Annotated in this window: 24 protein-coding genes and 3 pseudogenes; 16 read left to right on the plus strand and 11 right to left on the minus strand. The window is 41.8% G+C overall.

Going from position 1 to position 24,788, the window contains the following annotated elements:
- Positions 1-99 precede the first annotated feature (99 nt).
- Positions 100-909 (minus strand): HAD family hydrolase, encoded by an 810-nt coding sequence (locus tag V7O62_RS08300; protein WP_406655785.1) that lies wholly within the window; start codon positions 907-909, stop codon positions 100-102.
- Positions 910-983: 74 nt separating this feature from the next.
- Between V7O62_RS08300 and V7O62_RS08305 the strand changes: the two genes are divergently transcribed.
- Positions 984-1,739: a matrixin family metalloprotease gene (locus V7O62_RS08305; RefSeq protein ID WP_406655787.1), complete on the plus strand. Its 756-nt coding sequence runs from the start codon at positions 984-986 to the stop codon at positions 1,737-1,739.
- On the plus strand, positions 1,736-2,089 hold the full coding sequence (locus V7O62_RS08310) for a methylated-DNA--[protein]-cysteine S-methyltransferase (protein WP_406655789.1): 354 nt from the start codon (positions 1,736-1,738) through the stop codon (positions 2,087-2,089). Before V7O62_RS08305 ends, V7O62_RS08310 begins: the two co-directional genes overlap by 4 nt.
- 85 nt (positions 2,090-2,174) lie before the next feature.
- On the opposite strand, the gene V7O62_RS08315 is transcribed toward V7O62_RS08310, so the two are convergent.
- Both V7O62_RS08315 and V7O62_RS08320 read right to left on the minus strand, forming a co-directional pair.
- Positions 2,175-2,852, minus strand: a complete 678-nt coding sequence (locus V7O62_RS08315; RefSeq protein WP_406655791.1) for an undecaprenyl diphosphate synthase family protein — start codon at positions 2,850-2,852, stop codon at positions 2,175-2,177.
- 8 nt (positions 2,853-2,860) lie between these two features.
- Positions 2,861-3,628: a UbiA family prenyltransferase gene (locus tag V7O62_RS08320; protein WP_406655793.1), complete on the minus strand. Its 768-nt coding sequence runs from the start codon at positions 3,626-3,628 to the stop codon at positions 2,861-2,863.
- Positions 3,629-4,004: 376 nt separating this feature from the next.
- Between V7O62_RS08320 and V7O62_RS08325 the strand changes: the two genes are divergently transcribed.
- From V7O62_RS08325 to speB, 3 genes are all read left to right on the plus strand, one after another.
- Entirely contained in the window at positions 4,005-5,732 is a 1,728-nt protein-coding gene (locus V7O62_RS08325) for an aldehyde ferredoxin oxidoreductase family protein (RefSeq protein ID WP_406655795.1), read from the plus strand.
- Positions 5,733-5,920: 188 nt separating this feature from the next.
- Positions 5,921-6,304, plus strand: coding sequence for a translation initiation factor IF-5A (locus V7O62_RS08330; protein WP_406655796.1), 384 nt, complete (start codon positions 5,921-5,923; stop codon positions 6,302-6,304).
- A gap of 27 nt (positions 6,305-6,331) precedes the next feature.
- Positions 6,332-7,207, plus strand: a complete 876-nt coding sequence (speB, locus tag V7O62_RS08335; protein ID WP_406655798.1) for an agmatinase — start codon at positions 6,332-6,334, stop codon at positions 7,205-7,207.
- A 127-nt stretch (positions 7,208-7,334) separates the two neighbouring features.
- Here speB and V7O62_RS08340 read toward each other — a convergent pair whose 3' ends face one another.
- The 4 genes from V7O62_RS08340 to V7O62_RS08355 form a co-directional block, all read right to left on the minus strand.
- Positions 7,335-8,024, minus strand: a complete 690-nt coding sequence (locus tag V7O62_RS08340; protein ID WP_406655800.1) for a hypothetical protein — start codon at positions 8,022-8,024, stop codon at positions 7,335-7,337.
- Between the two features lie 262 nt (positions 8,025-8,286).
- A complete protein-coding gene (locus V7O62_RS08345) occupies positions 8,287-8,811 on the minus strand; it encodes a winged helix-turn-helix transcriptional regulator (RefSeq protein ID WP_406655802.1) in 525 nt (174 codons plus the stop codon).
- Positions 8,812-8,817: 6 nt separating this feature from the next.
- Positions 8,818-9,087, minus strand: a complete 270-nt coding sequence (locus V7O62_RS08350) for a hypothetical protein (protein WP_406655804.1) — start codon at positions 9,085-9,087, stop codon at positions 8,818-8,820.
- Positions 9,088-9,152: 65 nt separating this feature from the next.
- Positions 9,153-9,983 (minus strand): hypothetical protein, encoded by an 831-nt coding sequence (locus V7O62_RS08355; protein WP_406655806.1) that lies wholly within the window; start codon positions 9,981-9,983, stop codon positions 9,153-9,155.
- Between the two features lie 250 nt (positions 9,984-10,233).
- Between V7O62_RS08355 and V7O62_RS08360 the strand changes: the two genes are divergently transcribed.
- Together V7O62_RS08360 and V7O62_RS08365 are read left to right on the plus strand one after the other, a co-directional pair.
- Entirely contained in the window at positions 10,234-10,887 is a 654-nt protein-coding gene (locus V7O62_RS08360; RefSeq protein ID WP_406655808.1) for an HVO_0476 family zinc finger protein, read from the plus strand.
- Positions 10,854-11,510: a protein-L-isoaspartate O-methyltransferase gene (locus tag V7O62_RS08365; protein ID WP_406655810.1), complete on the plus strand. Its 657-nt coding sequence runs from the start codon at positions 10,854-10,856 to the stop codon at positions 11,508-11,510. Before V7O62_RS08360 ends, V7O62_RS08365 begins: the two co-directional genes overlap by 34 nt.
- Positions 11,511-11,657: 147 nt before the next feature.
- On the opposite strand, the gene V7O62_RS08370 is transcribed toward V7O62_RS08365, so the two are convergent.
- A complete protein-coding gene (locus tag V7O62_RS08370) occupies positions 11,658-12,440 on the minus strand; it encodes a helix-turn-helix transcriptional regulator (protein WP_406655812.1) in 783 nt (260 codons plus the stop codon).
- A gap of 21 nt (positions 12,441-12,461) precedes the next feature.
- Positions 12,462-13,241, minus strand: coding sequence for a helix-turn-helix transcriptional regulator (locus V7O62_RS08375; protein ID WP_406655814.1), 780 nt, complete (start codon positions 13,239-13,241; stop codon positions 12,462-12,464).
- A 309-nt stretch (positions 13,242-13,550) separates the two neighbouring features.
- On the opposite strand from V7O62_RS08375, the gene V7O62_RS08380 reads away from it, so the two are divergent.
- From V7O62_RS08380 to V7O62_RS08420, 9 genes and pseudogenes are all read left to right on the plus strand, one after another.
- Positions 13,551-14,501, plus strand: coding sequence for a tyrosine--tRNA ligase (locus V7O62_RS08380; protein WP_406655816.1), 951 nt, complete (start codon positions 13,551-13,553; stop codon positions 14,499-14,501).
- 399 nt (positions 14,502-14,900) lie between these two features.
- A complete protein-coding gene (locus V7O62_RS08385; protein WP_406655818.1) occupies positions 14,901-15,551 on the plus strand; it encodes a corrinoid protein in 651 nt (216 codons plus the stop codon).
- 23 nt (positions 15,552-15,574) lie between these two features.
- A pseudogene (gene mtbB / locus V7O62_RS08390) lies at positions 15,575-16,963 on the plus strand ([dimethylamine--corrinoid protein] Co-methyltransferase).
- 153 nt (positions 16,964-17,116) lie between these two features.
- Entirely contained in the window at positions 17,117-18,184 is a 1,068-nt protein-coding gene (locus V7O62_RS08395; protein WP_406655820.1) for a hypothetical protein, read from the plus strand.
- Positions 18,185-18,214: 30 nt separating this feature from the next.
- Positions 18,215-18,502: a hypothetical protein gene (locus V7O62_RS08400; protein WP_406655822.1), complete on the plus strand. Its 288-nt coding sequence runs from the start codon at positions 18,215-18,217 to the stop codon at positions 18,500-18,502.
- Between the two features lie 177 nt (positions 18,503-18,679).
- Positions 18,680-19,777 carry a hypothetical protein gene (locus V7O62_RS08405; RefSeq protein ID WP_406655824.1) on the plus strand — a complete coding sequence of 366 codons (1,098 nt, stop codon included), beginning with the start codon at positions 18,680-18,682 and terminating at the stop codon, positions 19,775-19,777.
- A 137-nt stretch (positions 19,778-19,914) separates the two neighbouring features.
- Positions 19,915-20,121 (plus strand): annotated as a pseudogene (locus V7O62_RS08410) (uroporphyrinogen decarboxylase family protein); the annotation flags it as partial.
- Positions 20,122-20,479: 358 nt separating this feature from the next.
- Positions 20,480-21,940: pseudogene (mttB, locus tag V7O62_RS08415) on the plus strand ([trimethylamine--corrinoid protein] Co-methyltransferase).
- 31 nt (positions 21,941-21,971) lie between these two features.
- Entirely contained in the window at positions 21,972-22,622 is a 651-nt protein-coding gene (locus tag V7O62_RS08420) for a methyltransferase cognate corrinoid protein (protein ID WP_406655826.1), read from the plus strand.
- A gap of 396 nt (positions 22,623-23,018) precedes the next feature.
- Here V7O62_RS08420 and V7O62_RS08425 read toward each other — a convergent pair whose 3' ends face one another.
- Both V7O62_RS08425 and V7O62_RS08430 read right to left on the minus strand, forming a co-directional pair.
- Positions 23,019-24,044, minus strand: coding sequence for a methyltransferase dimerization domain-containing protein (locus tag V7O62_RS08425; RefSeq protein WP_406655828.1), 1,026 nt, complete (start codon positions 24,042-24,044; stop codon positions 23,019-23,021).
- Positions 24,045-24,089: 45 nt separating this feature from the next.
- Positions 24,090-24,788: an ATP-binding cassette domain-containing protein gene (locus tag V7O62_RS08430; protein ID WP_406655830.1), complete on the minus strand. Its 699-nt coding sequence runs from the start codon at positions 24,786-24,788 to the stop codon at positions 24,090-24,092.

Raw genomic sequence — 24,788 nt, forward strand, 5'->3', positions numbered from 1 at the left:
GATTACACTTGGATTATTGAACTCACTACATAAACATAACGCATATATTTAGCGCTGTTAACTTCTAAAAACCGTATATTGATACTGATTTTCTAATGTTTAGGAATTTGATAAATTTTCTATAACTGCTGTTACCTCAAGGATGTTATTTACAATTACATCCGCAGCTTCCCACAAAACCTGGGGTCGTTCATCCCCTTGCTGCACAGTCAGGATTCCTACATCAGCGGCCTTCAACGCAAGAATATCGTTCATTCCGTCCCCCACCATCACCACAAGATCATATGTTTCCTGAAGTTCCCGGACTATCCTTTCTTTATCACGGGTATTTGCAACTCCGTGCACGTAGCTTATGGGAATATCTACGGACAAAGCAAGTTTCTCAAGATTTTCATACCCATCTCCCGAAGCAATGAAGATGTCGGCACCCATATCCTGCAATAGCTTGATGGTTACAGGCGTATCGGAATACATCCTTCCCCCCGTACTCAGTACATAAGGTACCACGTTTTCCTCTGCATCAACAATAATACCTGCAGCCAGATAGAATGTGTCCGGGCAATGGCCTCTGACAATAGACACCACATCGTTAAGATCACTTACACATACGTTACTTGTCCTTATGATCCCATAGACTTCATCAAGCCCGAAAGGCCGGCTTGCACAGCTGACATCCAGTTTGATATCATATTCCTCTATCAGATTATGCAGGGTTAGTTGCGGATCACAATATGAAACTTCTTCAAGGTTGGCATTTATAACCACAAGTGCCCTGTGGGGTTTCCGGGCTACCAGGAGAGTAGACTGGACATTCTCCAGAATCATGCCAGTACTTCCATCCTTGGCTACACGATACATATGAAGCAACGTACCTGCACTATCAAAAACCACAGCCACTTGATTTTTCATGGGAGATGATTTGTTCAGAAGCATAATTATCTTTGCGCTGGCAAAGAAAAATAACATGGAAATATGAGAATGTGTTGCATCAGATATATGTAGAAGCGGATATAACCATATTCAGGAATACGATGCCAAGTAAAAAGCTCAAAACCGCACTGCTGATCATCCTGGTCCTCTTATTCATCACAACACTTTTTTCACCGGGAAGCAAAGAATATCCTAAGCTGAACCCCATGCCCTGGGAAAATACAACGATCTCAGTCTTTATCGATGATCGGAATATTCCCGAGCACTACAGTCCCAGCTACAGGTCAGAGGTAGAGAATGCTCTCGAATACTGGAGCAATGGCGGGAACGGCAAACTGGGATACACGCCTGAATTCGTTATAGTTGAAGAAGATAATGCGGATATTCTCATAATGTGGGTGGAGAATCTTGAAGAGGATGCAGAAGCCCAGGATGGAGTTGCAGGTTTTGCAAGACCCTATGAAGTCAATGGCAAATACGAGCGTGTGGAAATCGTGCTGGAGGTCGGCAACTATCAGGGTTTTGCATGGAGACAATATGGCGATACTACTATGAGAGAACTGGCCATCCACGAGATCGGACATGCCCTGGGCCTGGGTCACAGCAATGACAGAAATGACGTCATGTACCCAAGCTACGACCAGATAAATGAAGCAGACCCTCTATTCTTTGAGGCTACGCGACCCTTCCTGATAGCAGGTATCATCCTTGCTTCATTGCTGATACTTTACTATAATGCCGGATGGATGCGTTCCAGAAAGAAAAGGGAAAAACTCGAAGAAGAGATCTTCGGAAGAAAAGACAAATGAAGCAGAGCACTGTTTTCCAGGATATACTGCGCTACTTCAGCGGTGAAAAGGTTGATTTTTCTGACTATGAGCTGGACCTCTCAGGTCTTACCGAATTCCAGCAAAAGGTGCTCGTAGAGACCAGGAAAATACCTTACGGCCAGACAATCACATATGCCGAACTTGCCTGTCGTATAGGAAGAAGAGGTGCAGCACGGGCTGTAGGAAGTGCACTTGCCAAAAACCCCTATCCAATAGTTATACCATGCCACAGGGTCGTTTCTTCATCTGGAATCGGTGGTTTTTGCGGGGAAAATTGCGGCGAAAAAGTTGAGTTCAAAAAAAAGATGCTGGAAATGGAAATAAGGTGAGAAGTCGTCTACACTAGCCGGAAATGATTTTATAATAAAATGCAAGGCTTTGTCAAAGCACATGCAAAAAAAGTAAACACTAATTTCAGGAGCCAAAATTTCGCTCAATAGTGTTGAAACGATCGTAGATAGACAATATATCGTCACGATTCAATTCCGGGAAATATTTCTCTATGAAAATAAATTCAGCATAGCTTATCTGGAACAAAGGACAATCAGAGAGACGCAAAGTATTCGAGGTCCTGATAACAAGATCGATAGGATTGTTTACAGTCATATTGCGAAGGATTGCCTTTTCATCTACAAAACCATCAAAGGATTTGCTGAAAAGACTAAGGATTTCACGACGACCACTGTAACCAATCAGAATTACAAGATTCTTATTGTTATAGCCGCGTGTTGCACTTTCCACCATATTTTTTGCCCTTTGGAATTTCGTTGATAATGTATCGCACTCACCACGGATAGTAATGTTTATTTTCAAATCATGTACGAGAGGTAACCTTGACCATCTGATGAATTCATTCGACCAGGCATCAACAATAGGGTCTAATTCTTCAGAATTGCGGTGAGCGATATTCTCATAGGCAAGTCCATAAACAGTAAGCTGCTTGGAATCACCAATATCAAGTATCCAAGATATAGTATCTGTTATCTTCGAAGCACCGCATACATAGGCATCGTTTAAATCAAGGTTAAACTTTTTTGCATATCTGCGGTTTCCATCGGGTATCAATAAAACATGTTCTGGTTTACAATACATAAGATCACCTAGAGTACTAATATTCCAAACGGAAGGGCCATGAATGAGTATAATAGATTCTTGTGAGCGGATTTGGGATTGTCAACATACAAATAATAGGCTATAGGTATGGAAAAAATCAACAGTGTATTCAACCCACTAAGGCCAAACAAATAAATCGTCCATGAAGATGCAAATAGCAAAATGAAGGACAACTTCCTGCTAAAATTATAGCCCAGTGCAACAGGAACAGTCTTTATACCTGTCTTCTTGTCACCTTCAAAATCCCGCAAATCCGAGATCAGACTTGTCAGCAAAATGAATAATGACACAATAAAATAATAGGTAAAAACCATATTGGACAGAGACGCATTCGCCGCTCCGATCATGAATACCTGGGTAAGACCAAAACCCGTCATAATATTTTTTAGTGGGAACCTTTTCTTGAGTCGAAAACGAGAGTAGCTTACGTTGAGGATAGTTATTACAAGATAAAAAAACATGGAGCTGGTTGAAAGAAACAGTGAGAACAAACCACCCAAGAGCATGAAAATATAAACCAAATACATGCCAGTTGAGCTGTCAGCAAATCGGTTTATTTTCTTGTGATTGATGAGATCTTCGGACTTGTCGGTTATAAGATTATATGCATAGCCGGTAGCTCCTGCAAAGAAACAACATAGAGTTACAAAGACAACATCAAAACCCAAAGAATTAAACAACAAATATCCGGAAACACCTATGCCCGTAACAAAAAGGCATATTTTAAAGCGAATGAAAGAAAAGAATTCAGTCATCAGGCAAACAAAATTGTGTGGCGAGAAATTTTTTTGTTTCATATTTAATTTTAATATATTAATAGAATAAATAATTATTCGCTGACTTATATATAAATAATGGAGAAGTAAACAAATAGAAAATATACCAAAAAATTATTATTTTTGGAGCTCTGACTTCGGAAAATTTGAATTTATGAAAGATAAAAGAACGACAATTCCAATTTTGATCATAATATCGAGATTATTTCCTTTCAGGAAAAATTGAGGCATGACCAGAAAAAAGTAAACTCAACAATTATGCCGGATATCTCAATTTACAAGAAAGGTACTTTAAACCAGAAGTATGAAAGATGAAACATCCTTATCTTTCAATTTCTATACAACCGGAGGAAACATGTTTGGATGGACGGGAAGAACAATAATTATCGACCTTGGAAATAACGCGATCACCGAATCAAAGACAAAGAAGAAGGATGCTGAGAACTTTGTAGGTGGACGTGGTCTTGGCTGCACTCTCATGCACAGGATAGCAGACCCGGAAGTTGAGCCACTGAGTCCCGATAATCCGCTCATCTTCAGCACCGGCCCACTTACAGGAACCTCTGCACCCATGTCGGGGCACTTTAGTGTCTGCACTAAGTCTCCTCTTACGCAGACAATCTTTGATTCCAATTCAGGAGGATTTTTTGGCGCCGAGATGAAATTTGCGGGTATTGATTCCCTCGTAATCACCGGAAAAGCGGAAAATCCCGTTTACATTCGCATAGAAGATGAAGAAGTAGAAATACTCCCTGCGGACCATCTCCAGGACAAGAATACTGCCGAAACAACCGAATTGCTTGAACCAAAGGGCAAGGTTGCATGCATCGGCAGAGCCGGTGAGAAAATGATCCCCATGGCCAACATAGTCAATGACCGCCTCTATTCGGGAGGACGTGGCGGACATGGCGCAGTGGCAGGTTCAAAGAACCTGAAAGCTGTGGTCATAAAAGGTAGTAACGTACCTGAGATCGCGGACCCGGATGCTTTTGACAGGGCTGTTGAGAGATCCGGCAGACTGCTGGTTGCAAACCCACCCTCATCTAAGGGACTTGCCAGCTATGGAACATCGGTATTTGTGAACCTGCTCAGCTATATGGGCATCCTGCCAGCGAACAACTTCCAAGTAAAAGATTTCAAGGGAGCAGACAGGATATCGGGAGAGTACATCAAGGATAACTATGATGTGTTGAAAACTCCCTGTGAATCCTGTGCCATCGGATGTAAGAGAACATTCGACAATGGCACTCCTGTTCCTGACTACGATGCAATATGGGCCTTCGGACCAACTATCGGTAATGATAACCTCAAGAGGATCACCGAACTGAACAATACCTGCCTTGATTATGGCCTTGATCCTGTTTCCTGTGGTGCCTCTATTGCCGCATATATGGAGCTTAACTCTTTCAATGCCGAAGATGTTGACCTGAAAGGATTGCTTGAAGACATTGGAGAAGGAAAAAGTGAGCTTTCTGCGGGTTCATATTCCTACCTTTGTTCAAAGGATGCCAAAGATATCAGCATGAGTGTCAAAGGACTTGAAATACCAGGTTATGATCCCAGAGGAATGGCAGGTATGGCACTTGCTTACGCAACGTCCAACAGAGGAGGATGTCACTTAAGTGCATTCATGGCAGCACCTGAGGCTATGGGAAAGCCCATGCCACTCAACAGGCAGAGTTTTAGTGGGAAGGCTGCTCTTGTCCAATATTTCCAGAATCTCTCCGCAGTAATCGATTCATTGGTGCTCTGTCCCTTTGCATTATTTGCTTTGGGAGAAGTTGAGCTTGCAGCCTTACTAAGTGCTGCAACAGGCATATCCTACTCTGCTGAAGAACTACTACGTGCAGGGGAGCGTACATACAACCTGGAGAGAGTCTTTAACAACAGGTCAGGCATCTCAGGGAAGGCTGATATTTTCCCAGATAGGTTTTTCGGAAAAGATGGTATTGACAGGGAACTATTCGAAGAAGCACTGTCAGATTACTATCATTTCAGGGGCTGGAAGGCAAACGGGGTTCCTACTCAGGAAAAACTTGAGGAGTTGGGCATCGCAGGAGAAATCGGAACCAAATCTCCTTAAAAAGTACTGATAGAGCGAGAATTAAGATGAAACTAACAAGTTGATTTATATAGTTGAATGTGCAACTTATTGCCCTCTATAAAATAGTTCCGGCTTCTGTGATCATAGGTTAAATTGATATATGGGATAGGAATTATACCCACAAAATTATTATCACGAATATCTTTTCGAATCTGGAGGATTATAAAATGAAAGTGCAAGTTGAAGTAAAAGAGCTTAAAGAAGGAAAATACGTCATCGTTGACGATGAACCCTGTACAATCAAAAGTATATCCAAGTCAAAACCAGGAAAGCACGGTTCTGCAAAAGCAAGAATTGATGTAATCGGTCTCTTTGACGGACAAAAAAGATCCATTGTAGGCCCGATCTCAGACAAAGTATACGTACCTATAGTCGAAAGGAAGACCGCACAGGTTCTTAGCGTATCAGGCAACATTGCCCAGCTTATGGACATGGGTGACTTTTCCACCTTTGAAATAACCGTCCCCGAAGAATACAAGGACAGGGTTAACGAGGGAGAAGAGATTACCTACCTTACTGCAATGGGCAAGATGAAGATCGATCTGAGATGATCGTTCCCATTTCCTGCTTTTTCTATTATGTTTTACAAACCTGAAATGATGGACGCCCTTGCAGACTATGAATCTGCAAGATATGTGATATTCGGCGTCCCTTTTGACGGAACCTCATCCTACAGGTCAGGAAGCCGCTGGGCACCTGATGCCATGAGGCAGGCGTCTGCAAACTTCGAGACCTACAACGCTTATTTTGATATTGATTATGAAGATCTGCTGATACATGATGCAGGTAACCTTGAGCACTACACAACAGTAGATGAAACCCTGGAAGAGCTTTTTCCCGCCGTGGAACCAATAGTTACGGATGGAAAGCTACCCATCATGCTTGGCGGGGAACACTCACTCACTCTCCCATGTGTGAAGGCATGTGCCAGACATGCAGATGAGGATATCGGCTTTGTGGTACTGGATGCACACTTCGACCTACGCGAAGAGTACAGTGGTGTAAAATATAGCCACGCATGCGTCTCACGACATGTCCTGAACGAGGTAACAGACAAATATGTTACCATCGGCGTTCGCAGTGGTTCCAGGGAAGAGTGGGACTTTGCAAGGGAGAACGATATCAAATACTACACTCCCGACGACGTCCGTGAAAAGGGAATCAGAAAAGTGCTCTCAGAAGTTATCGATTACCTGGGATACTCGAAGATATACCTCTCGCTAGATATGGATGCGCTTGATCCTGCATATGCTCCCGGCCTCGGCACACCCGAACCCTTCGGGCTCAGCGATATTGAGGTAAGGGAGATCATACACGCCCTTGCACCACGGTCAGTGGGCTTTGATATTGTAGAAATTGCACCCGAATATGATAACGGACAAAGCGCCCTGCTAGGCACTAAGCTTCTCAGGGAATTCATCGCAGCCCATGCTGCAAGTGAGAAACAGCTTTAATTTCAATTCATTTTTTGCCCATTCCCATCGGTTGACAGCAATCGGTAATCGGGTAACATTTTTGAGCAGTAAGATAATAACGGTTTCAGACACATTTTCAAAAATAGAAAGAAAGGACATGGCACTTTCATTCGGTGGTTATGTCCACAAGTTCCAGATCCTCAATTGCACCCCTTACAGTCATTTCTTTAACCAGGCCAACATCCTCTACATAATACTTATTAACTTCATATCCAAGTTCAAGATCAGACCACTCCTGGATTAGAAGGCTGTTCTCAAAGGAACCGTAAGGAACCGTGACATTCTCACCCAGGCTGACAACTGCAGCCTGATCCTCAATCCTGTCTTCATAGTATACCTCCCTGTAAGCAAGACCTGGCTGCGGGTCGCCAAGCATAATGATACCCGGCTCTGCGCCATCCACACCTGCCTCCCATGAACCTACGGTGTCAATAACTTCACCATTGTCATAATCCTTCGCATCTTTTCCAAGATACCAGACATTCCCGTCTGTGTCCTGAGCATACCAGTTATAGGATTCTTCAACAATTTCACCGTCAATCCATTCCGTATCCCTGACAACTGTGGCATTCACACCCATGACTTCCTTTGTCTGGTTGGTGACATACATCTGAGCATCAACTTCTTTCAGTTCACTTTCACCCTCATAAACAAAGGTCGTACCCGGCTCCAACGGGAAATAAGGATTGTCGACTTCTTCAACAAAATTAGCAGGATCTATTGCAGGACTGTCCTCGCCTGTAGATTCCTCATCAACTTCCGTATCTTCTTCCCCGGTATTGCCGGTTTCATTCATCGTTTCTTCATTTACCGATTCCTGGACAGGTACATCTTCTGAATCTGAACTATCAGTACATCCTGATGCAAAGATAATCAGAATTCCCAGAACAACCAGCAGGGCATTTCTTACCAGTTCTCTTTTCGTACTACACTCCCCCTTTATCCTCAGGAAATTTCAAAATTAATCATATCAAAGTGTGTCGTATCTTGTAATAACAATTCTGGTTCCCACAATTTCAGAATCATCATGTACCCATTAATATACAGGCCACTTCAACTTACTTTTTTCTTTCCAGTTCCCACATCTCAATGAAATTATCAAGCAGTTTGTCGAAGAAACTCCCTTTATAAGTAATCATAAGCCCTGCAACATTATCAGCGTCAACAACCTCAAAGTTGCTTTCTCTTCCATTAACAGTCTTTTGTACAATTCCTGAAGCAACTAACTTATTAAGATGCCAGGAAACAGTTGACGGAGAAAGAGAAATAGCTGAAGACAGGTCTTTATTGTTCATACCCGGCTCTTCTATAAGGCTCATCAGAATATGCCTGCAAGCCTTCTTTCTTAAAAATGACAGTACCTTCCGGTCGTTAGCATCCAGTTCTTTATCTTTGATAAAATAGCGAACAAATTGTTCATCCTTTATCTGTAAAATCAAGTTTCTCTTCTCCAGGTAATGTAGATGATACTGAAGACTACCAACCGCCATGCTAAGACATCTTTCAAGCTCACGCAGATGTATTCCCGGCGAGGCCCTTATTGCTTCAAAAATCCTTTTCCTGGTATCGAGATCTAATTCCATTGGAACCTACTCTTTTGTCAGCATCGCAGAGAAGAACAATAACAGTACGACAAAGTTGAGGATACTGCTCCATATCTCAAGCTTCTCGCCAATTACAGGGAAAAAAGATTCCGAAGCATCAAGAAATCCCATAAGGAAATAGAAGAAAAAGGCTGCAGTGACCATTAGCAGTTTCTTTCTTCGCTCCCTGAGATAGGCAAAAAGTGAGATTGTAAAAAGCAGCAGAGCAAGTATGCTTGATAGCAAGACTATCATATTGTCAATTTCCATTTCCATGTAGCAGAATCACCTCGTTTTCCAAAACCTGATATTAAAAAGTTGAATGAAAGACATAGCGCCTTTCATTCGGTAGTTATCTCAACAAGCTCCAGCCTTCCATCTCCGCCCTCTACAGCTTCTTCAAGAAGCAGGCCGACACCACTGGCATAATACTTGTTTTCCTCGACTCCGGGCTCAAGAGGAGTCCATTCCCTTGTTTGAAGACTGTTCTCAAATGAACCATATGGAACCGTTACAGATGCTTCAAGGCTGAGTACTTCTGCCATATCCTCGGCTTCACCTTCATAGTATTCCTGCCTGTAGACATCACCTGGCTGTGGGTCAGCTTTCATTATGATTCCAGGCTGTGCACCGTCTACACCAGCTTCCCAGGAACCTGCGGTACTAACAACCTCACCATCTTCAATTTCTTTTGAATCCTCACCGAAATACCAGACATTTCCATCTTTATCCTGCGCAAACCAATCAAAAGTATCCTCTACCAGTTCTCCATCCTCCCACTCGCGTTCCCTGATAACAGTGGTAGTCACACCCATAACTTCCTTTGTCTGGTTGGTGACATAGATTTCAACATCTATAGTTTCTCCATCAGACTCTCCTTCATAGACAAAGGTAGTACCGGGTTCAAACGGCAGATAGGGATTGTCGATTTCTTCTACAAAATTCGCAGGGTCTATTTCTGGATCGTATTCATCAGTTGATTCTTCATCGACAACTGTTTCTTCATCAGTAGCATTGTCGGTTTCATTTGACATTTCTTCGTCTGTTGTTTCCTGTACAGGTTCTTCCTGGACGGATGATTCCTCTGAGCCGGTATCCGTACATCCCGACGCAAGAACGACCAGCACACCCAGGAGAACAAATAATGCATTTCTTACCAGTTTTCGTTTCATATTAAACCTCCCTTTTCTCCTCCGGACAGATCAAAGGTTTTCAATTCAATCTTTGTTGTGTCTTATATTAACGATTCTGGTACAGTCATCGAATATTAATACAAACTTCGAATCTAATAAACCGGATTATTTATCAGATGGAAAATTATCTTTTAAAAATTACATAGTCCACCCAGAAATAAATCAGCATGGAAAGCACCTTCACTCAGTTAATTATTTACATCCACCGGACAATGATATTATTGAGATTATGAACGAAGAAGTAGAAGTTGTATGTCCGTCATGTTCACCTAAAATAGAGGTGCCTCATGATGTATTGAAGTCAGGCCAGAACATTATCGTACAGTGCCAGGAATGCGGGAACGTGCATCCGACTACGATAGAAAGGCCGAAAAATGCCAATGTAAAAGTAATCATCAGCAGAGGGGAGGATTCCTTTAGCTGTATCCACAGAATGACATCCGAAGATGTTGTCAGAGTTGAAGATGAGATGATAATCGATGATGAAGTTGCAGATGAAGTGTACCCCATCATCGTAACTGCAATCGATACGGATGAAAAAAGGGTCAATGCTGCAAAAGCCCCGGACATTAGCACAATATGGGGAAGAGCCATCGATGAAGTGATTGTCAGGATATCCATACACAAAGGCAGAAATACCCAGGCTGTTGAAAAGAGAGTTCCCGGAGGATACGAATTCACAATCGGCAACAATGATAAAGCGGATAGCATCGACTTCAGGGTAACTAAGATAAAAAAAAGGGATGGGACTTTCTTATCTTCCAGAGGCACAGTCGTTGAAGCAAAGGATATCAAAAGGGTATTTGCAGACGAAGCCAAAAGACAGGGATGGGGAGAAGGCAGAACAGCATGGAGTATGCGAGGCAAAGGGCGCAGTTGGTAAGCTCCCTGAAAAATTACGGAATAAGTGAGAAAATACTTGATGCAATTAGAAAGGTGCCAAGGCACCTGTTCGTTCCCGAAGTTCACCGGGGCAGTTCATACGTAGATACGCCTCTTTCTATAGGCTATGCCCAAACAATCTCCGCTCCTCATATGGTTGCCATAATGTGCAACCTGCTTGAACTTGAAAAAGGGCTTAAAGTACTCGAAATAGGTACCGGTTCGGGATACAATGCTGCTGTTATGGCCGAAATCATAGGCACTGAAGGTAAAATATATTCTGTAGAGCGTCTGGAACCACTTATCAGATTTGCCAGAGCCAATCTGGAAGAAGCCGGATATAACAATATCGAGGTGATCTTTGCAGATGGCACCCAGGGATACCCTGAGAAAGCACCCTACGACAGAATATGTGTAACGGCATCAGCACCCTGCATACCCCAGGCTCTGGTGGATCAACTTAAGACAGGTGGCCTGATGGTAATACCCGAGGGAGATATCTACCAGCATCTCTACCTTCTGAAAAAGGATGATGATGGAAGTATTATCAAGAAAGACTGCGGAGGTGTGCTCTTCGTACCGCTCATCGGAGAAGACGGGTTTGCTTTTCAATCAAATCCCTGAAACATTTAACGAAAGACTGTGATAGAGATTTGGCATAAAATCACATAAATTTCAAGTCACGTAAGTGCCGATTGTGGTTAGCTTGCACAGACTGCTACAAGATGTGTTTTTAGAAGTAACTACAATGATAGTAAACCAAAAAAATGGTTAATCAAACAAAGGTTTTGAGATCCCTTGGTAATATTCGAAAAGTTCATTTCCCCATTCAATGGCCTTTTCATCGGAGCTGAGTAATTCCCTGTAATCATATTTCCCGTTCTTATTAAACAATATGATCGCAATTTCCTCATCGCTCTGAATAATTTCAGGAGGATTTATTTCAGTTTCAATCTGATAAAAATTGATTTTTTCAGATTTTATTAATTCTTGAAGTTCTTTCCCATAATTCTCATTCATTTTATCGTAGGTATTACGTTCAAACACCAATGATATTTCAACATCCTTTTCTGAAAGCTCCTTAAGAATTGAAGGAGCTTCCGGGTCAAAAAGAGATAGAACGATGTTCAAGTATCTGGTTTGAGTAGTATTCTCGACAAAATGCTTAAGCGGCTCGAACATGTAATCCAGTGAAAGAGTACTAACGGTGGAATTTTCAAGTTCACCCATTCTTTTTGCCAGATTATGAGGAATTGATTGTAAATCTCTGTTTATCCAGTAATCAATATCAGATGAAAATGTATTGACTATCGTCAATAAGGGCATCAGAGCAGTTATCATCAACTGTCCGTTATTTGATAATCTGTAATTATCTTCTTTTTGAAAGATCATTCCGGTATCTTTCAGTTCTTTAACAGGCTGCTTTAACAATTGCCAGGGCATAGAAAGGTCTTCTGTTATTTCATCACGATTCTTTGGCCCGCTGGATAACAAAAGCATGATATCTCTTCTTTTTTCAGATAGCATTAGTGTGTCAATGATTGTTGAGCTCATTTTGTTTCTTCCTTTTCATATCTACTCAACAGATTCTGAAATGCTTATGTAATACTGACACAAATCCCTGCCCCATTCAATAGCTCTTTTATCATGGCTCATCAGTTCTTTATTTCCATAAATTCCATTATGCTTGAAGAATCCCAGCAGCAAAAAATTATCCATTGCCACTATCATTGGTCGCAGGATATCTGCTTCACATGTAAACAACTGACAATTGGGTGACTTTAGATACTCCTCATATTCCCGGGTAAATTCCCTTTTCATTTTTTCCATTATTGGCTTTGTGAAAACCATCGATATATTTACGCCTCTTTTCAGTGGTTCTATAAATATTGATGGATGTGTAGGGGGTAAAAAAGGCATGAAAATAAGTATATCCCTGGCTGTCGAGATTTTTTCTCTTAAGGCTGTGGGACAATCAAATATATCGTCCAGATCATAGGTGTATATTGTACTATTCCGCAATTCCCCTATTCTGTGATATAATTCCCGGGGCAAAGGAGTAAGATCACTATTTTCCCAAAATTCAGGATCAAGCTCTACCAACTCCGCGGTATCTATAAGGTAATTCAAATGTTCCAGATTCAACTTTCCTATTGTTGATAGTTTGTACGATCCTTCTGTTTCAACAATGATACCTGTTTTTATCAACTTCTTGATTTCAGGAATTATAAGTCTGGAAGTAATATCAAAAAAAGATTTAATTTCTTCTATGTCTTTTGGCCCTTCCTGTAAATAGTCCAGAAGATGCCTTCTCTTTTCTGAGAGCCATACAAGGTTAACTAGTGAAGATTGCATTTTTACCAAGTAGTCAAATCAGTTTGGATAACATCGTAATTGCTTAACGATAACATATTTTGCATATAAGGTACAGTAGCAGATACTTTCCTCATAGAGCACAAACCCTTTGCGAAAGAGTGCTATCTTCGCAAAAGAACGTACAACATGTAGTTTCACAATATTCAATATAAATCATTTTTCATTTAACGAAGCATTATAGTTTTTCCTATATAGAAGTATCTTACTCTTTTTGCATCCAGCATACAAGCACATGGCAATAAATGAGAAAATTCAGATGGAATATTGCCTGTGAAACCAGGTGAATTAATGGATAAAATCAGCCTCGTATATAGAAATGTCCAGGAAGTCGTAACAGAAGATGAACTAAATGCACTGCTTGCAAAAAAGAAACATCCTACTGCATATGTTGGCTATGAGCCAAGTGGCAAGATACATATGGGACATGTTTTGACGGTCAACAAATTGTTAGATTTTCAGAATGCCGGCTTTGAAATTACGGTGTTACTTGCTGATTTGCATGCATATATGAATCAAAAAGGTACCTTCGAAGAGATAAGGGAAATTGCCGATTTTAACAAAAGATGCTTTATTGCACTTGGACTGGACCCCGAAAAAACAAACTTTGTTTATGGATCAACTTTCCAGACGGATCCTGAATACATGCTTAATGTCCTCAAACTCACACGCCTGTTCACCCTTAACAGGACAAGAAGGAGCATGGATGAAGTGGGAAGGAATATGGCTGATCCCAAAGTTTCCCAGATGGTTTACCCTATGATGCAAGTTGCTGACATCGCGATGCTTGGAGTTGATGTTGCAGTAGGCGGTATCGACCAGAGAAAGATACACATGCTTGCTCGCGAAGGCCTTCCATTGATCGGCTATGAAGCTCCTCTCTGTATTCACATACCCATAATTCTTGGACTCGACGGTAAGAAGATGTCCTCATCCAATGAGAATTTCATTTCAGTAGATGATTCAGAAGCAGAATTGAAGAAAAAGATGAAGAAAGCTTTTTGTCCTGCAGAAGAACTTGAAAATAACCCTGTTCTTCAGTTGTTCAGGTATTACATATTCCCTCGTTATGATGAAGTTCTTTTTAAAAGACCTGAAAAATATGGTGGGAACATTATTTGTAAAAAATACTCTGAGCTGGAGCAATTGTTTTCAGGTGGAAAGATCCATCCGATGGATATAAAGGAAACTGCAGCCGAATACCTTAACAACATACTTGGACCTGTGAGAAATCTGTTATAGTGATCAAGAACTTGTAGACAATTCAGATGTGATTTCGTCTTTTTTTTAATTTTAAATTTTAAATAAAGTAACATCTTACTCTTTTTTTGCAATGTATCGAGTTGAGATGCATTGCATGCTATTGATTAGATATATTTAGATGATATAAGTTTTTCAAAAGTACGAACCACCTGAAAAAGCATGAATGCTCTGCACTTGGACTTATAGCCTACGATTACACAAATAGCTGTAGATATCTGCAAGGCATTGATCATGTCAGTGTCCTTTTTCCTATATACTATTAGTTGATACGCTTAATTAACAGCTTACAAGACTACGATTTGTGAAGTCACAAGTTATACTGATGTTGATTTATTAATTAGTGTTAGCTATGTAGTTTTGTCAACCTGGAGGTAATAAATGACCAAAGAAGTAATGGAAAAATTAGCCGAGAGTATCGTAGAAAATGATGAAGACACAGGTATGGAACTAATAGAACAGGCCCTTGCAGATGGTGTAAATCCTGTCGAAATTATAGAGAAGGGACTTTCTGCCGGAATGCTTGAAGTCGGAGAAATGTTTGAAGACGGCGAGATTTTCCTCCCACAAGTTATGCTTGCAGCAGCTTTGATGGCAAAACTTGTAGAAGTAGTGCAGAAAGAAATTCCAGCAGATGAAAAGGTGGAAAGTGCCGGAAGAATTGTTCTGGGCACTGTAGAAGGAGATGTACACGACATTGGCAAAAATATCGTAAAGGTTCTTTTCCAGGCTAACGGGTTTGAGGTCTTTGATGTTGGAAGGGATGCACCTCTGGCATCATTCATTGACAAAGCAAAAGAAGTTGATGCGAACATCATAGCATCCTCTGCACTTATGACAGGAACCATGCAGTTCCAGGCTACAATTGAAGAACTACTGAAGGAGGCCGGACTCCGTGACAATGTCAGGACAATGATTGGTGGAGCTCCATGCACAGACCACTGGGCCGCAAAAATTGGTGCGGATGCTTACGCAGAAAATGCCAGTGAAGCAGTGACAAAAGCACGTGAGCTTATGGCAGTAGCAAACTGACCGGCAAAAACGGAGATTCAAGCATGACCACAACATATCATACCAGGATGGGTGACGGAAGACGCGTCGAAATGACAAAAGAAGAGATCAGGAGCGATATTGAAGACGGTATTAACAAAGCTGTCAAAAAAGCAAAGGTCCCTGATCTCACTGATGATGAAAAAGACCATCTTCTCGAGATATTTACCGCTCCTGAGAGAATCTTAAGTGTAAAACCTGAAGACCTTATCGTCATGAGCACCGATGTTGCACCTGATACAATATTCATGAACTACAGTGAGTATGGTGGCGTCGGAGTACCAACTGATACCGTAACTGCAAACATTGTAGCAGAAAGGGTAACAGGTCTTGACTGTGTTATGAATGCATTCAGAGGTGGGAATGCAAAAGGTTCGAATGTATCAGCAATACAGATCCAGCAGGAAACTGAAATGCTGCTTACGAACACTATCAATCCAATGTTCTATGTCACCATGCCTAACTTTGGAGCATACTACAAACCGGACGGTCCATTTGATAATTGTGGTGACCTGATGGCAGCAGGTAAGATCGAAGAAGGCAGGAAGACATACGAGAAAATTATTCCAAGTTCAGTAAGAGACCTTACATTCCTTGCTGAAAATGCAGCTGCTGTGGGAGCTGATGCGATCAATATTGATACGTCAGCAGCAGCAGGAGATGCAGAATTCCTTGCGGTACTCAAAGCAACCGAGGAGATCAAAAAGAATACAAAGATGGGAGTTGCGATCAATATGGCAAACCACTTTGTAATGGGGATGCATGGCGAAGTCGAGTACGATGGCAAGATCCTCGGCAGTATGATGCCACATGATCAGGTTAAAATCACAGAGAAAGCAGGTGCTGACATTTGCGGTCCTGTAGTAAACACAAACACGAAGAAATCTGTCGCCTGGAATGTAGCAAGAAGTGTTGCTATTATGAAAGAAGCTTCAAGGGTTTCCAATATACCGGTACACCCGAACCTTGGAATGGGTGTCTGTGGTGCTCCGATGTCCGAGATTCCTGCTATTGATGCCGTATCAAGAGCTGCAAAAGCACTTGTTGAGATCGGCAAAGCAGATGGAATATAGTGCGGGCTTGGAGACCCAGTGGGTTTTCTCATCACAAATGAGATGTCTGTCGGTATGCACGGAATCAGGACTGCAGGTGACCTCGTCATGAGGATGCAGATGAAAGGAATGAGACTCAACGAATCAAAGGAATACGTCGCCAAAAAGCTGGGTACTGATGTATACACTCTTTCTGATGAACATGAAATGAAGGAGATCAGGGAAGAACTTGGCATTGGAACCATCTCTGCTGTTCCCGGTCAGCCCAAGGGACTGAAAGCAAAGGCAAAGATTGCTGAACTGCTTGACATCAATATTCCCTGTGTTGGCCTGTTGAGGTAAAAAATCAGCATCTACTGAGTACAAACAATCATGTCATGATTCGGGGAATCTGTCAATGTCTCCCCTATCTACAGTTCTTTTACAGAAAATACCTCCATAAATCTGAATATGACACTCCCTGAATCACGACTGATCTTAAATGAGGTGATTATTATGGATACAAATCTTGAAACTATTATCAAAAAAGAAAACAAAAATCGAATTACATGGGGCTTTATCATTGCATTCCTTTGTGCAGTACTCTGGGGATTTGCATACGTGGCTTTAACCATGCAGTGGATTGTTCCACCATTCGGTGATATGTCTGCTTTCCCTGAAGGTGCAATGGGTATGCTGGTGGCAACAGCTACAATACTTACGTTCCAAATAGCACTCGCGATCATAATATTGAGTATTTTTTATCTTGGCGGAACCGGAAAATTAGCAGATTTTCCAAGAACCATTTCAGCTTTTAAGATCTCCAAATGGTATGCATTCGCCGCAGTTCTTGGTGGCCCTATAGCAATTTATGGTACAACTCTTGCAATTGGTTATATCGGTGCTGCATTTGCCGCATCAGCTGCACTTCTGAGTGCCGTTATTGGTGCTTTTACAGCTAAAGTATGGTATGGTGAGAATATCACCAGAAGGGCGTGGACAGGAATTATCATTATGCTCGTCGGTGGTATTTTTATACTGAATCCCCCGCAAACAATTGCAGAGATAACAAATCCTTCAGCTCCTGCAGGTCTCTGGCTGGGATATCTCGGTGCTATCGCATCATTTATTGGCTGGGGTATTGAAGGTGCCATAGCAGGACGTGTTATTGATCTGACTGATTCGGATACAGGTCTTCAGACCCGTTTCTTTGCTGAACTTTGTATTTGGTTGGTGATTATCTGGCCGATCTATATTTTCATTATAGGTCCGGGTGCTGTGTACACAGCTCTCAGTGCAGCCCTTGGAAGTCCTTCTTTCCTGATATGGACTTCAATTGCAGTTCTCTCTGCTAATTTCTCATACGTATTTATGTGGAAGAGCTATCCGCTTATCGGTGTTGGTCGTGGAATGAGTGTTTCTACCCTTTATGTGCTGTTTGCGATAATTGCCCTGTATGTGTTCATGGGAATTCCAACAGCCTGGTGGGTTATTCTTGGTGCTGTGATCGCAGTTGCCGGAATTTTCGTTATGTACTGGGATAGTGGCGATTCACTACTGGAGTCCACCCGTTCCGAGGGTTAAGATTAGAGAAATCAAAGAGGTGATAATGAAATGACAAAACTGCCTATGAAATCAAGGCTTGTTCAGATTCTCTCTGAACAAAAAGAGGCGTGGGACTATGAATTGGTTACTAAGCTTCTGGCAGAATACGGAAAATCCGGTGACTACTGGAAATGGATGGCACGCTTCTGGATGGCAGAACTCTCATGCGGAGGCATATTCAACATCGTAGACATCGCAGCTGACGATGGTAAGCATTTTGAAAGCGGGAAAGTTCTGTACCGGTATAACCTTACAGACTTTGGAAAAGCGCGTGTTAGCGAACTTCTGGAGGCTTAAGACATGTTTCACATAGAAGGAGTGTGGGCATTTGCAGGAGCAGACTATGTGTACCTTGCATTGGTTTTGCTTCTTGATTTGCTGGCACTTTACATAGGACGTACTTTCACAAGAAAAATATGAACGGAACTAGAGGATGGAAATGGATTCATCCTCTCTATTATGGAGGTTGAAAGTATGGATGACAATCTTGAAAATCTCGTTCGGAACGAAAATAAAAGTCGTGTTAGGTGGGGCTTTACCTGGGCAATAATCTGTGCTGTGCTATGGGGTCTTGGATACGTAGCCCTCTCCATGTTATGGATAGTTCCCCCGTTCGGTGAGTGGCTGATATTTCCTGAAGGAGCTTCAGGCTATATTGTAGCAACAATCATTATCACAACTTCAACAGCTATATTCTTTTCATTAGTGTTGACCCTTTACTGGATCGGAGGGCAGGGAAAACTCGCAGATCTGACACGAACAATTCGTTTTTTTAAAGTTTCTAAATGGTATGCACTTGCTGCAGCTTTTGGAGGACCGATTGCAATATTTGGTTCTACAATAGCTATTGGCTACATTGGTGCTGCATTTGCAGCGTCTGCTGCACTTCTGTGCAGTGTTGTCGGTGCTATAACAGCTAAATTCTGGTATGGAGAAAACATTACTCGAAGAGCCTGGATTGGTATTTGTCTCATCATGACCGGTGGAGTGTTCATATGGAATCCATCCCAGATGGTGGCTGAAATAATGAATCCTGCAGCCCCTGAAGGTATATGGCTTGGTTACCTGGGAGGCATTATGTCAGCAATAGGATGGGGACTGGAGGGTGCAGTTGCTGCAAGGGTACTGGATGTTACGGATGCGGATACCGGACTTGTAGTTCGCTTCATTTCTGAATCTCTTATATGGATTCTCATACTCTGGCCGGTTTCCATGCTAGTATTCGGTTTTGATACAATGATAACAGTGATCAGTGCTACACTAACAAGTTCTTCTTTCCTGATATGGGTAATAATTACCTCCCTGTCATTAGGAGTTTGTTACGTTGCACTGTATAAGACGTACCCTCTCATAGGTGTCGGACGAGGATTGAGCATTTCAACCCTTTATGTTCCATGTGCAATCGTATTTCTGTATATATTCATGGGTGTACCGGTTGCCTGGTGGCTTATTCTTGGTGCTTCGATTGCAATTGCCGGTACTTTCGTGATGTACTGGGAAAGTGGTGACTCGTTACTTGAATGTACCCGTGACTGCAAGCCAGCACTCGATGAGCTGAAAGATTTCGATTAAAAAAGAAGGTTACAGCGGAGCATGAGCTCCGCGGTTTATTTTAGATATACGGCCTGGAAGTTGAATTTATGCTGATCAAGCTTTTTAGTAGCGAAGCTTGCCATCAAGAATTTTAAAAATATGAATGATAAAAGGAGATTTTTTTTGGTGACAGGATGCCTGTCATCTCTGTAACTCAGGCCGGAACAATCGAGCAGATGGAAGCCTGCGGAGCATTCTGGCCAGAGGCTAACAATGATGCTGAAAAAATGAGAATACTTTCTGAAGCAAGCCACACGGTGGTTGGCTTTGAAGCCGTACGTGTACCCTTTGACATCACCACAGAAACAGAGTTTTTCGGCAGTTAAATCAAGGACGGTACAAAAGAACAGCAACCTGAAATGTTGTATGATCAGATTGCATATTGAAAAGCCATAATCGTAGTAAATTCATACAGACTTTTTCCGCTAAAGCACGTACCTCCTGCAAAAGCATGAATAAACTGCAATTGAAGTCATAATTTACAACTGCGTTTATCGAATGTTAATACACATTATGAAATCAACACCAACTTTCCGCATAGTCCTTTTTCCTATATACTATTAGTTAATTCTTTCAATCAAGTAGCTTACAAGACTACGATTTGCATAATCGTGAGTTGTAATGATATTGATTTACCGGTTAGTGGTAACTCTTTAATTTTGTAAGCATGGAGGCAAAAAAATGACAAACGGATTTAAATTCGAACTCTTTGATGACGAGGGTATCGAAGCAATTCATCAGACTACACTGAAAGTACTGGCTGATCCTGGAATAAGGATTTCACATGAGCATGCAAGGAAAGTTCTCAAGGATAATGGCTGTGACGTAGACGATAAAACATGTGTCGTTAAGTTTCCTGAAGAGCTTGTTAAAAAAGCAATTGAAACCGCACCTTCCTCATTCAATCTTTACGGTCGAAATGAAAAGAACACTGTCAATCTGACAAGTAATGGAAAGGATGTAAACTGGATCAATTTTGGTATCGGAACCAAAATGGCTGATTACGGGGGACCAAATGACTATTACATAAGGGATAGTACTCTGGAAGATCTGGCAAACATAGCCAAGGTAGCTGACTGGGCATCAAATATAAGCTACCTGTGTTCTCCTGTTTCTGCAATTGATCTGGCAGGTGAGCCTGTATCCAGAACTATGCATGAAGTAATGGCACTTACGGAGAACACTTCAAAGCACCTTCTTCTGGACCCGGAGGCCGACAAAGTACCTTATTATTTTGAACTGGTAAAAGCGTTCTATGGCGGAGATGAGGAAGAGGCGCGCAAGAGATCGCTGTTCACACTTGGCGGCTGTCCTACAAGTCCTCTGGAACTTGACTACACGATCTGTGAAATGGCACTTCAGGCTACCAAATATGACATGCCGATGATGGTCCTGAGCATGGCTATGGGAGCTGCATCATCACCAGTGTTTATTGCAGGAACTCTTGTGACACATAATGCTGAAGTTCTTGCCGGTGTTGTCCTTACACAGCTTTTCAAACCGGGGCATCCGACATTCTACGGCAGTTCTACAACATCATTCGACATAAAAGGAGGATCAGCACCAGTTGGCTCGCCTGAGCTCGGGTTAATTAGTGCGGGAGTCGCAAAGCTTGCACAATACTATGGTCTTCCGTGTGTAGTAGCAGGCTCGTAGGCAGATGCCAAGATACCTGATGCCCAGGTTGGGCATGAGAAAACCATTACCGGACTTATTCCTGCATATGCAGGTGCCAGTGTGATATATGGTGCAGGTATGCTTGAACTTGGTATGACTTTCTCACTCGAGCAGCTTGTAATAGATAACGAGTTTATCAATATGATTATGAAATCCAGGAATGGTGTTCCTGTAAATGAAGAAACCCTTGCCTATAAAGCTATTAAGAAAACAGGATTTGGCGGGCATTTCCTTGCACATAAGTCTACACTGAAGAATGTGGATCTTCCTTCCCATCCGGAAATCATCAACAGACAGATGATAGGTGACTGGGAAAATGCAGGTTCAAAAGACATGGCAAGTGTCGCACATGACAAGGTAACAGATATACTGGAAAACTATCAACCTATACCAATTGACGCTGATATTCTTAAGGATATGAAAGCCATCGTCACAAAAGTTGACAATATGGTTACAGAAAACTAAAGACAAATTATTGATTAACTGAGGTAATTTTATGGCTACAAAAGAAGAAATTATTGAAAAAGCAAAAGAAGCTATCATGGAATTTGATGATGAAATGGCAGAAGAAGTTGCTGAAGAAGCCCTTGATGCAGGCGTAGATCCTGTAGACCTTATCCAGGACGGTTTCACTGTAGCAATGAACGAAGCTGGAAACAAATTTGAGGCTGGAGAGCTTTTCCTGCCACATCTTATCGCGGCTTCTGAAGCAATGACTGCAGGCATAAATGTGCTTACTCCGGCACTTGAGGCAAAGGGTGCAGAGACTGAGACCAAGGGAACAGTCGTTATTGGCACAATCGAGGGAGATATTCACTCAATCGGTAAGGATATTGTTGCAACAATGCTCAAGATCGCTGATTTCAAGGTTGTAGACCTTGGAAGGGATGTAGCAATTAGCGCCTATGTTGAAGCTGCAAAGGAAAACAATGCTGACGTAGTTGCTTCATCTGCTCTCATGACTACAACAATGGTCAGCCAGATCCAGGTAGAAGAGCAGCTCAAGGAATCAGGACTTCGTGATACTGTCAAGACTATGGTTGGTGGCGCACCTGTAACCCAGGACTGGGCTGATAAGATTGGTGCAGACATCTATGGTGAAAATGCAGGAGATGCAGTATCCAAGGTCAATGAATTGTTTACATGAGGACATGCGTATGGGTTTATCTAAACATTGCTAAGGGGTATTGAATTACCCCCTACCTCCATTATCTGTTTTCATGCATGTATCTGAAAAAGGATGATGATGGAAGTATTATCAAGAAAGACTGGGGAGTAGTGACCTTTGTGCCACTTGTGGGGAAGAACGGATTTAATTTCGGGTCGAAGGCTTGAAAAGCCTAACGAAAAACTATGAACTAATTTCAGCTCTGCGGAACTCCTCGAAATTCAGGCAGTGACCAGTATTGACATAAATTTAAAATGTATTGCCGCTTTTTAACCGGTTTAACACTTTCAATCGATTGAACCTGATTTTGATAGATATTCTGCAGAGCCCATATTGTCTGGTTTTTAGTCTTATGCGAATTCTAAAGGAGCATGGTCATATCTTACGTGAAAAGATTATTCTGGAACCATCAGCAAGATCAACTTCTTTAAAAACATCAAGTTTGTTTGTTTTCAGAACGCAAATATATTCCTCTAAAGAAACACTGTTCTCAAAGCTGTACAGTGAGTGACCTTTTTTTGTATCGTTGAACGTCCACATATTCCAGTTAAGAGATTCCATTGGATCTGCAGACTCTCCAGGTACCTGCCTGTTAACGAAGACACCGCCTGTTTTTAATGCTGATACGATTTTGGGAATAAGTTCCGCAACTTTACCACCAGGATTAAGTGATGAAAAAATAATGTCATAATCATTTCCAATATCATCAGTGAAAAAATTGCCTGGTATTACATCAACCTGATCCGTTTCATACTTCTCAGCATAACTCTTTGTGTGCCAGGTCACCGGTGGTAAATCAAAAACAAATGCCTTCAGTTTTTCATTCTGGCCTGCAAAAGCTATGGAATAGAGTCCATGCCCGCCACCAAGATCAAGCATTTTCCTGGCACTGGCAAAATCAATGTTCTTTATGACAGTCTCAACAACTTCCTGAAGCATACCACATTTCGCATTTTCTGCCATGGAATGTATTACTCTGTCACCAAAGAAACTTTGCTTTTCAACAATTACCGGACCATTGGTGATAATTTCATCCAGTTTATCCCACATTGTCATGTTCCTGTCCATATCCGAGAGATAATTTAACTGGGAATATGTGGAACCACTAACAAGATAAGTGTCAGTTAATTCTGTGTTAGCATATTTTCCCCCGGCACGGGAGAGAAAATCACATTCGCAGAGAACATCACAGAGTAATGCTATCATTTTTTGGTCGCATCCTGTTTTGTCTGCCAGTTCTTCAGGTGAGACGGGATTCTTCGCATATTCAAAAAGTTGCAGTTTCAGAGCCACAGACAGGATCTTATATTTCCTGAAACCATGCATAGAGTCATCTATAAATTTTACTAACTTCTCAGAACACACTTCCGGCCTTTTCATTAATTCCTTTGCTGAACTCATTTTTATACGTCCTGTTGTTTGATTTCAAAATAATGTAACAAGAAATTATTTCCATTTCACGATTTTTCCTTTATCCATTACGGCGATATCATCGCACATCCATTCCACAACATTCATATCATGAGAAATGAACAGGTAGCTGATTCCTAATCTTTTCTGCAGGTCTTTCAGCAAATTCAATATCTGGGACTGGACAAGAGGATCAAGCATCGATGTGACCTCGTCCGCAACGATCAGTTTCGGGTTCAAACTTAAAACACGGGCAATGACTACTCTCTGTAATTGTCCGCCACTTAACTCATGAGGATAGCGGAACAAAAGTTCTTCATTCAGGTTGACAGTTTCAATCAGATCCCGGACTTTCCGGTTTTCCTCATCCGAATTGCATAGCCCGTGTATTCTCAAAGGTTCCAGAAGAGCATCGTAAATCCTCATTCCGGGATTAAGGGAAGATTCGGGATTCTGGAAAATTATCTGCATCTGCCTGCCAAGGGGTTTAAGGCTGCGACCCTTTAGCCTTGTAATATCCTTTCCTTCAAAAACGATATTCCCTTCTGTGGGTTCCAGCAAGCGCAGCACTGTTCTGGCAACAGTTGTTTTGCCGCATCCGCTGTTTCCTACAAGCCCCATTGCTTTACCTTTTTCAATCTCAAAACCAACACCATCAACTGCCCTTACTTCAGTTCTATTAAACAGGCCGGAGTAATGGTATTTTTTAAGATTGCTAACCGAGAGTAAAGTCAT

The organism is Methanolobus sp. ZRKC2 (genome assembly GCF_045291185.1).
GTDB lineage: Archaea > Halobacteriota > Methanosarcinia > Methanosarcinales > Methanosarcinaceae > Methanolobus.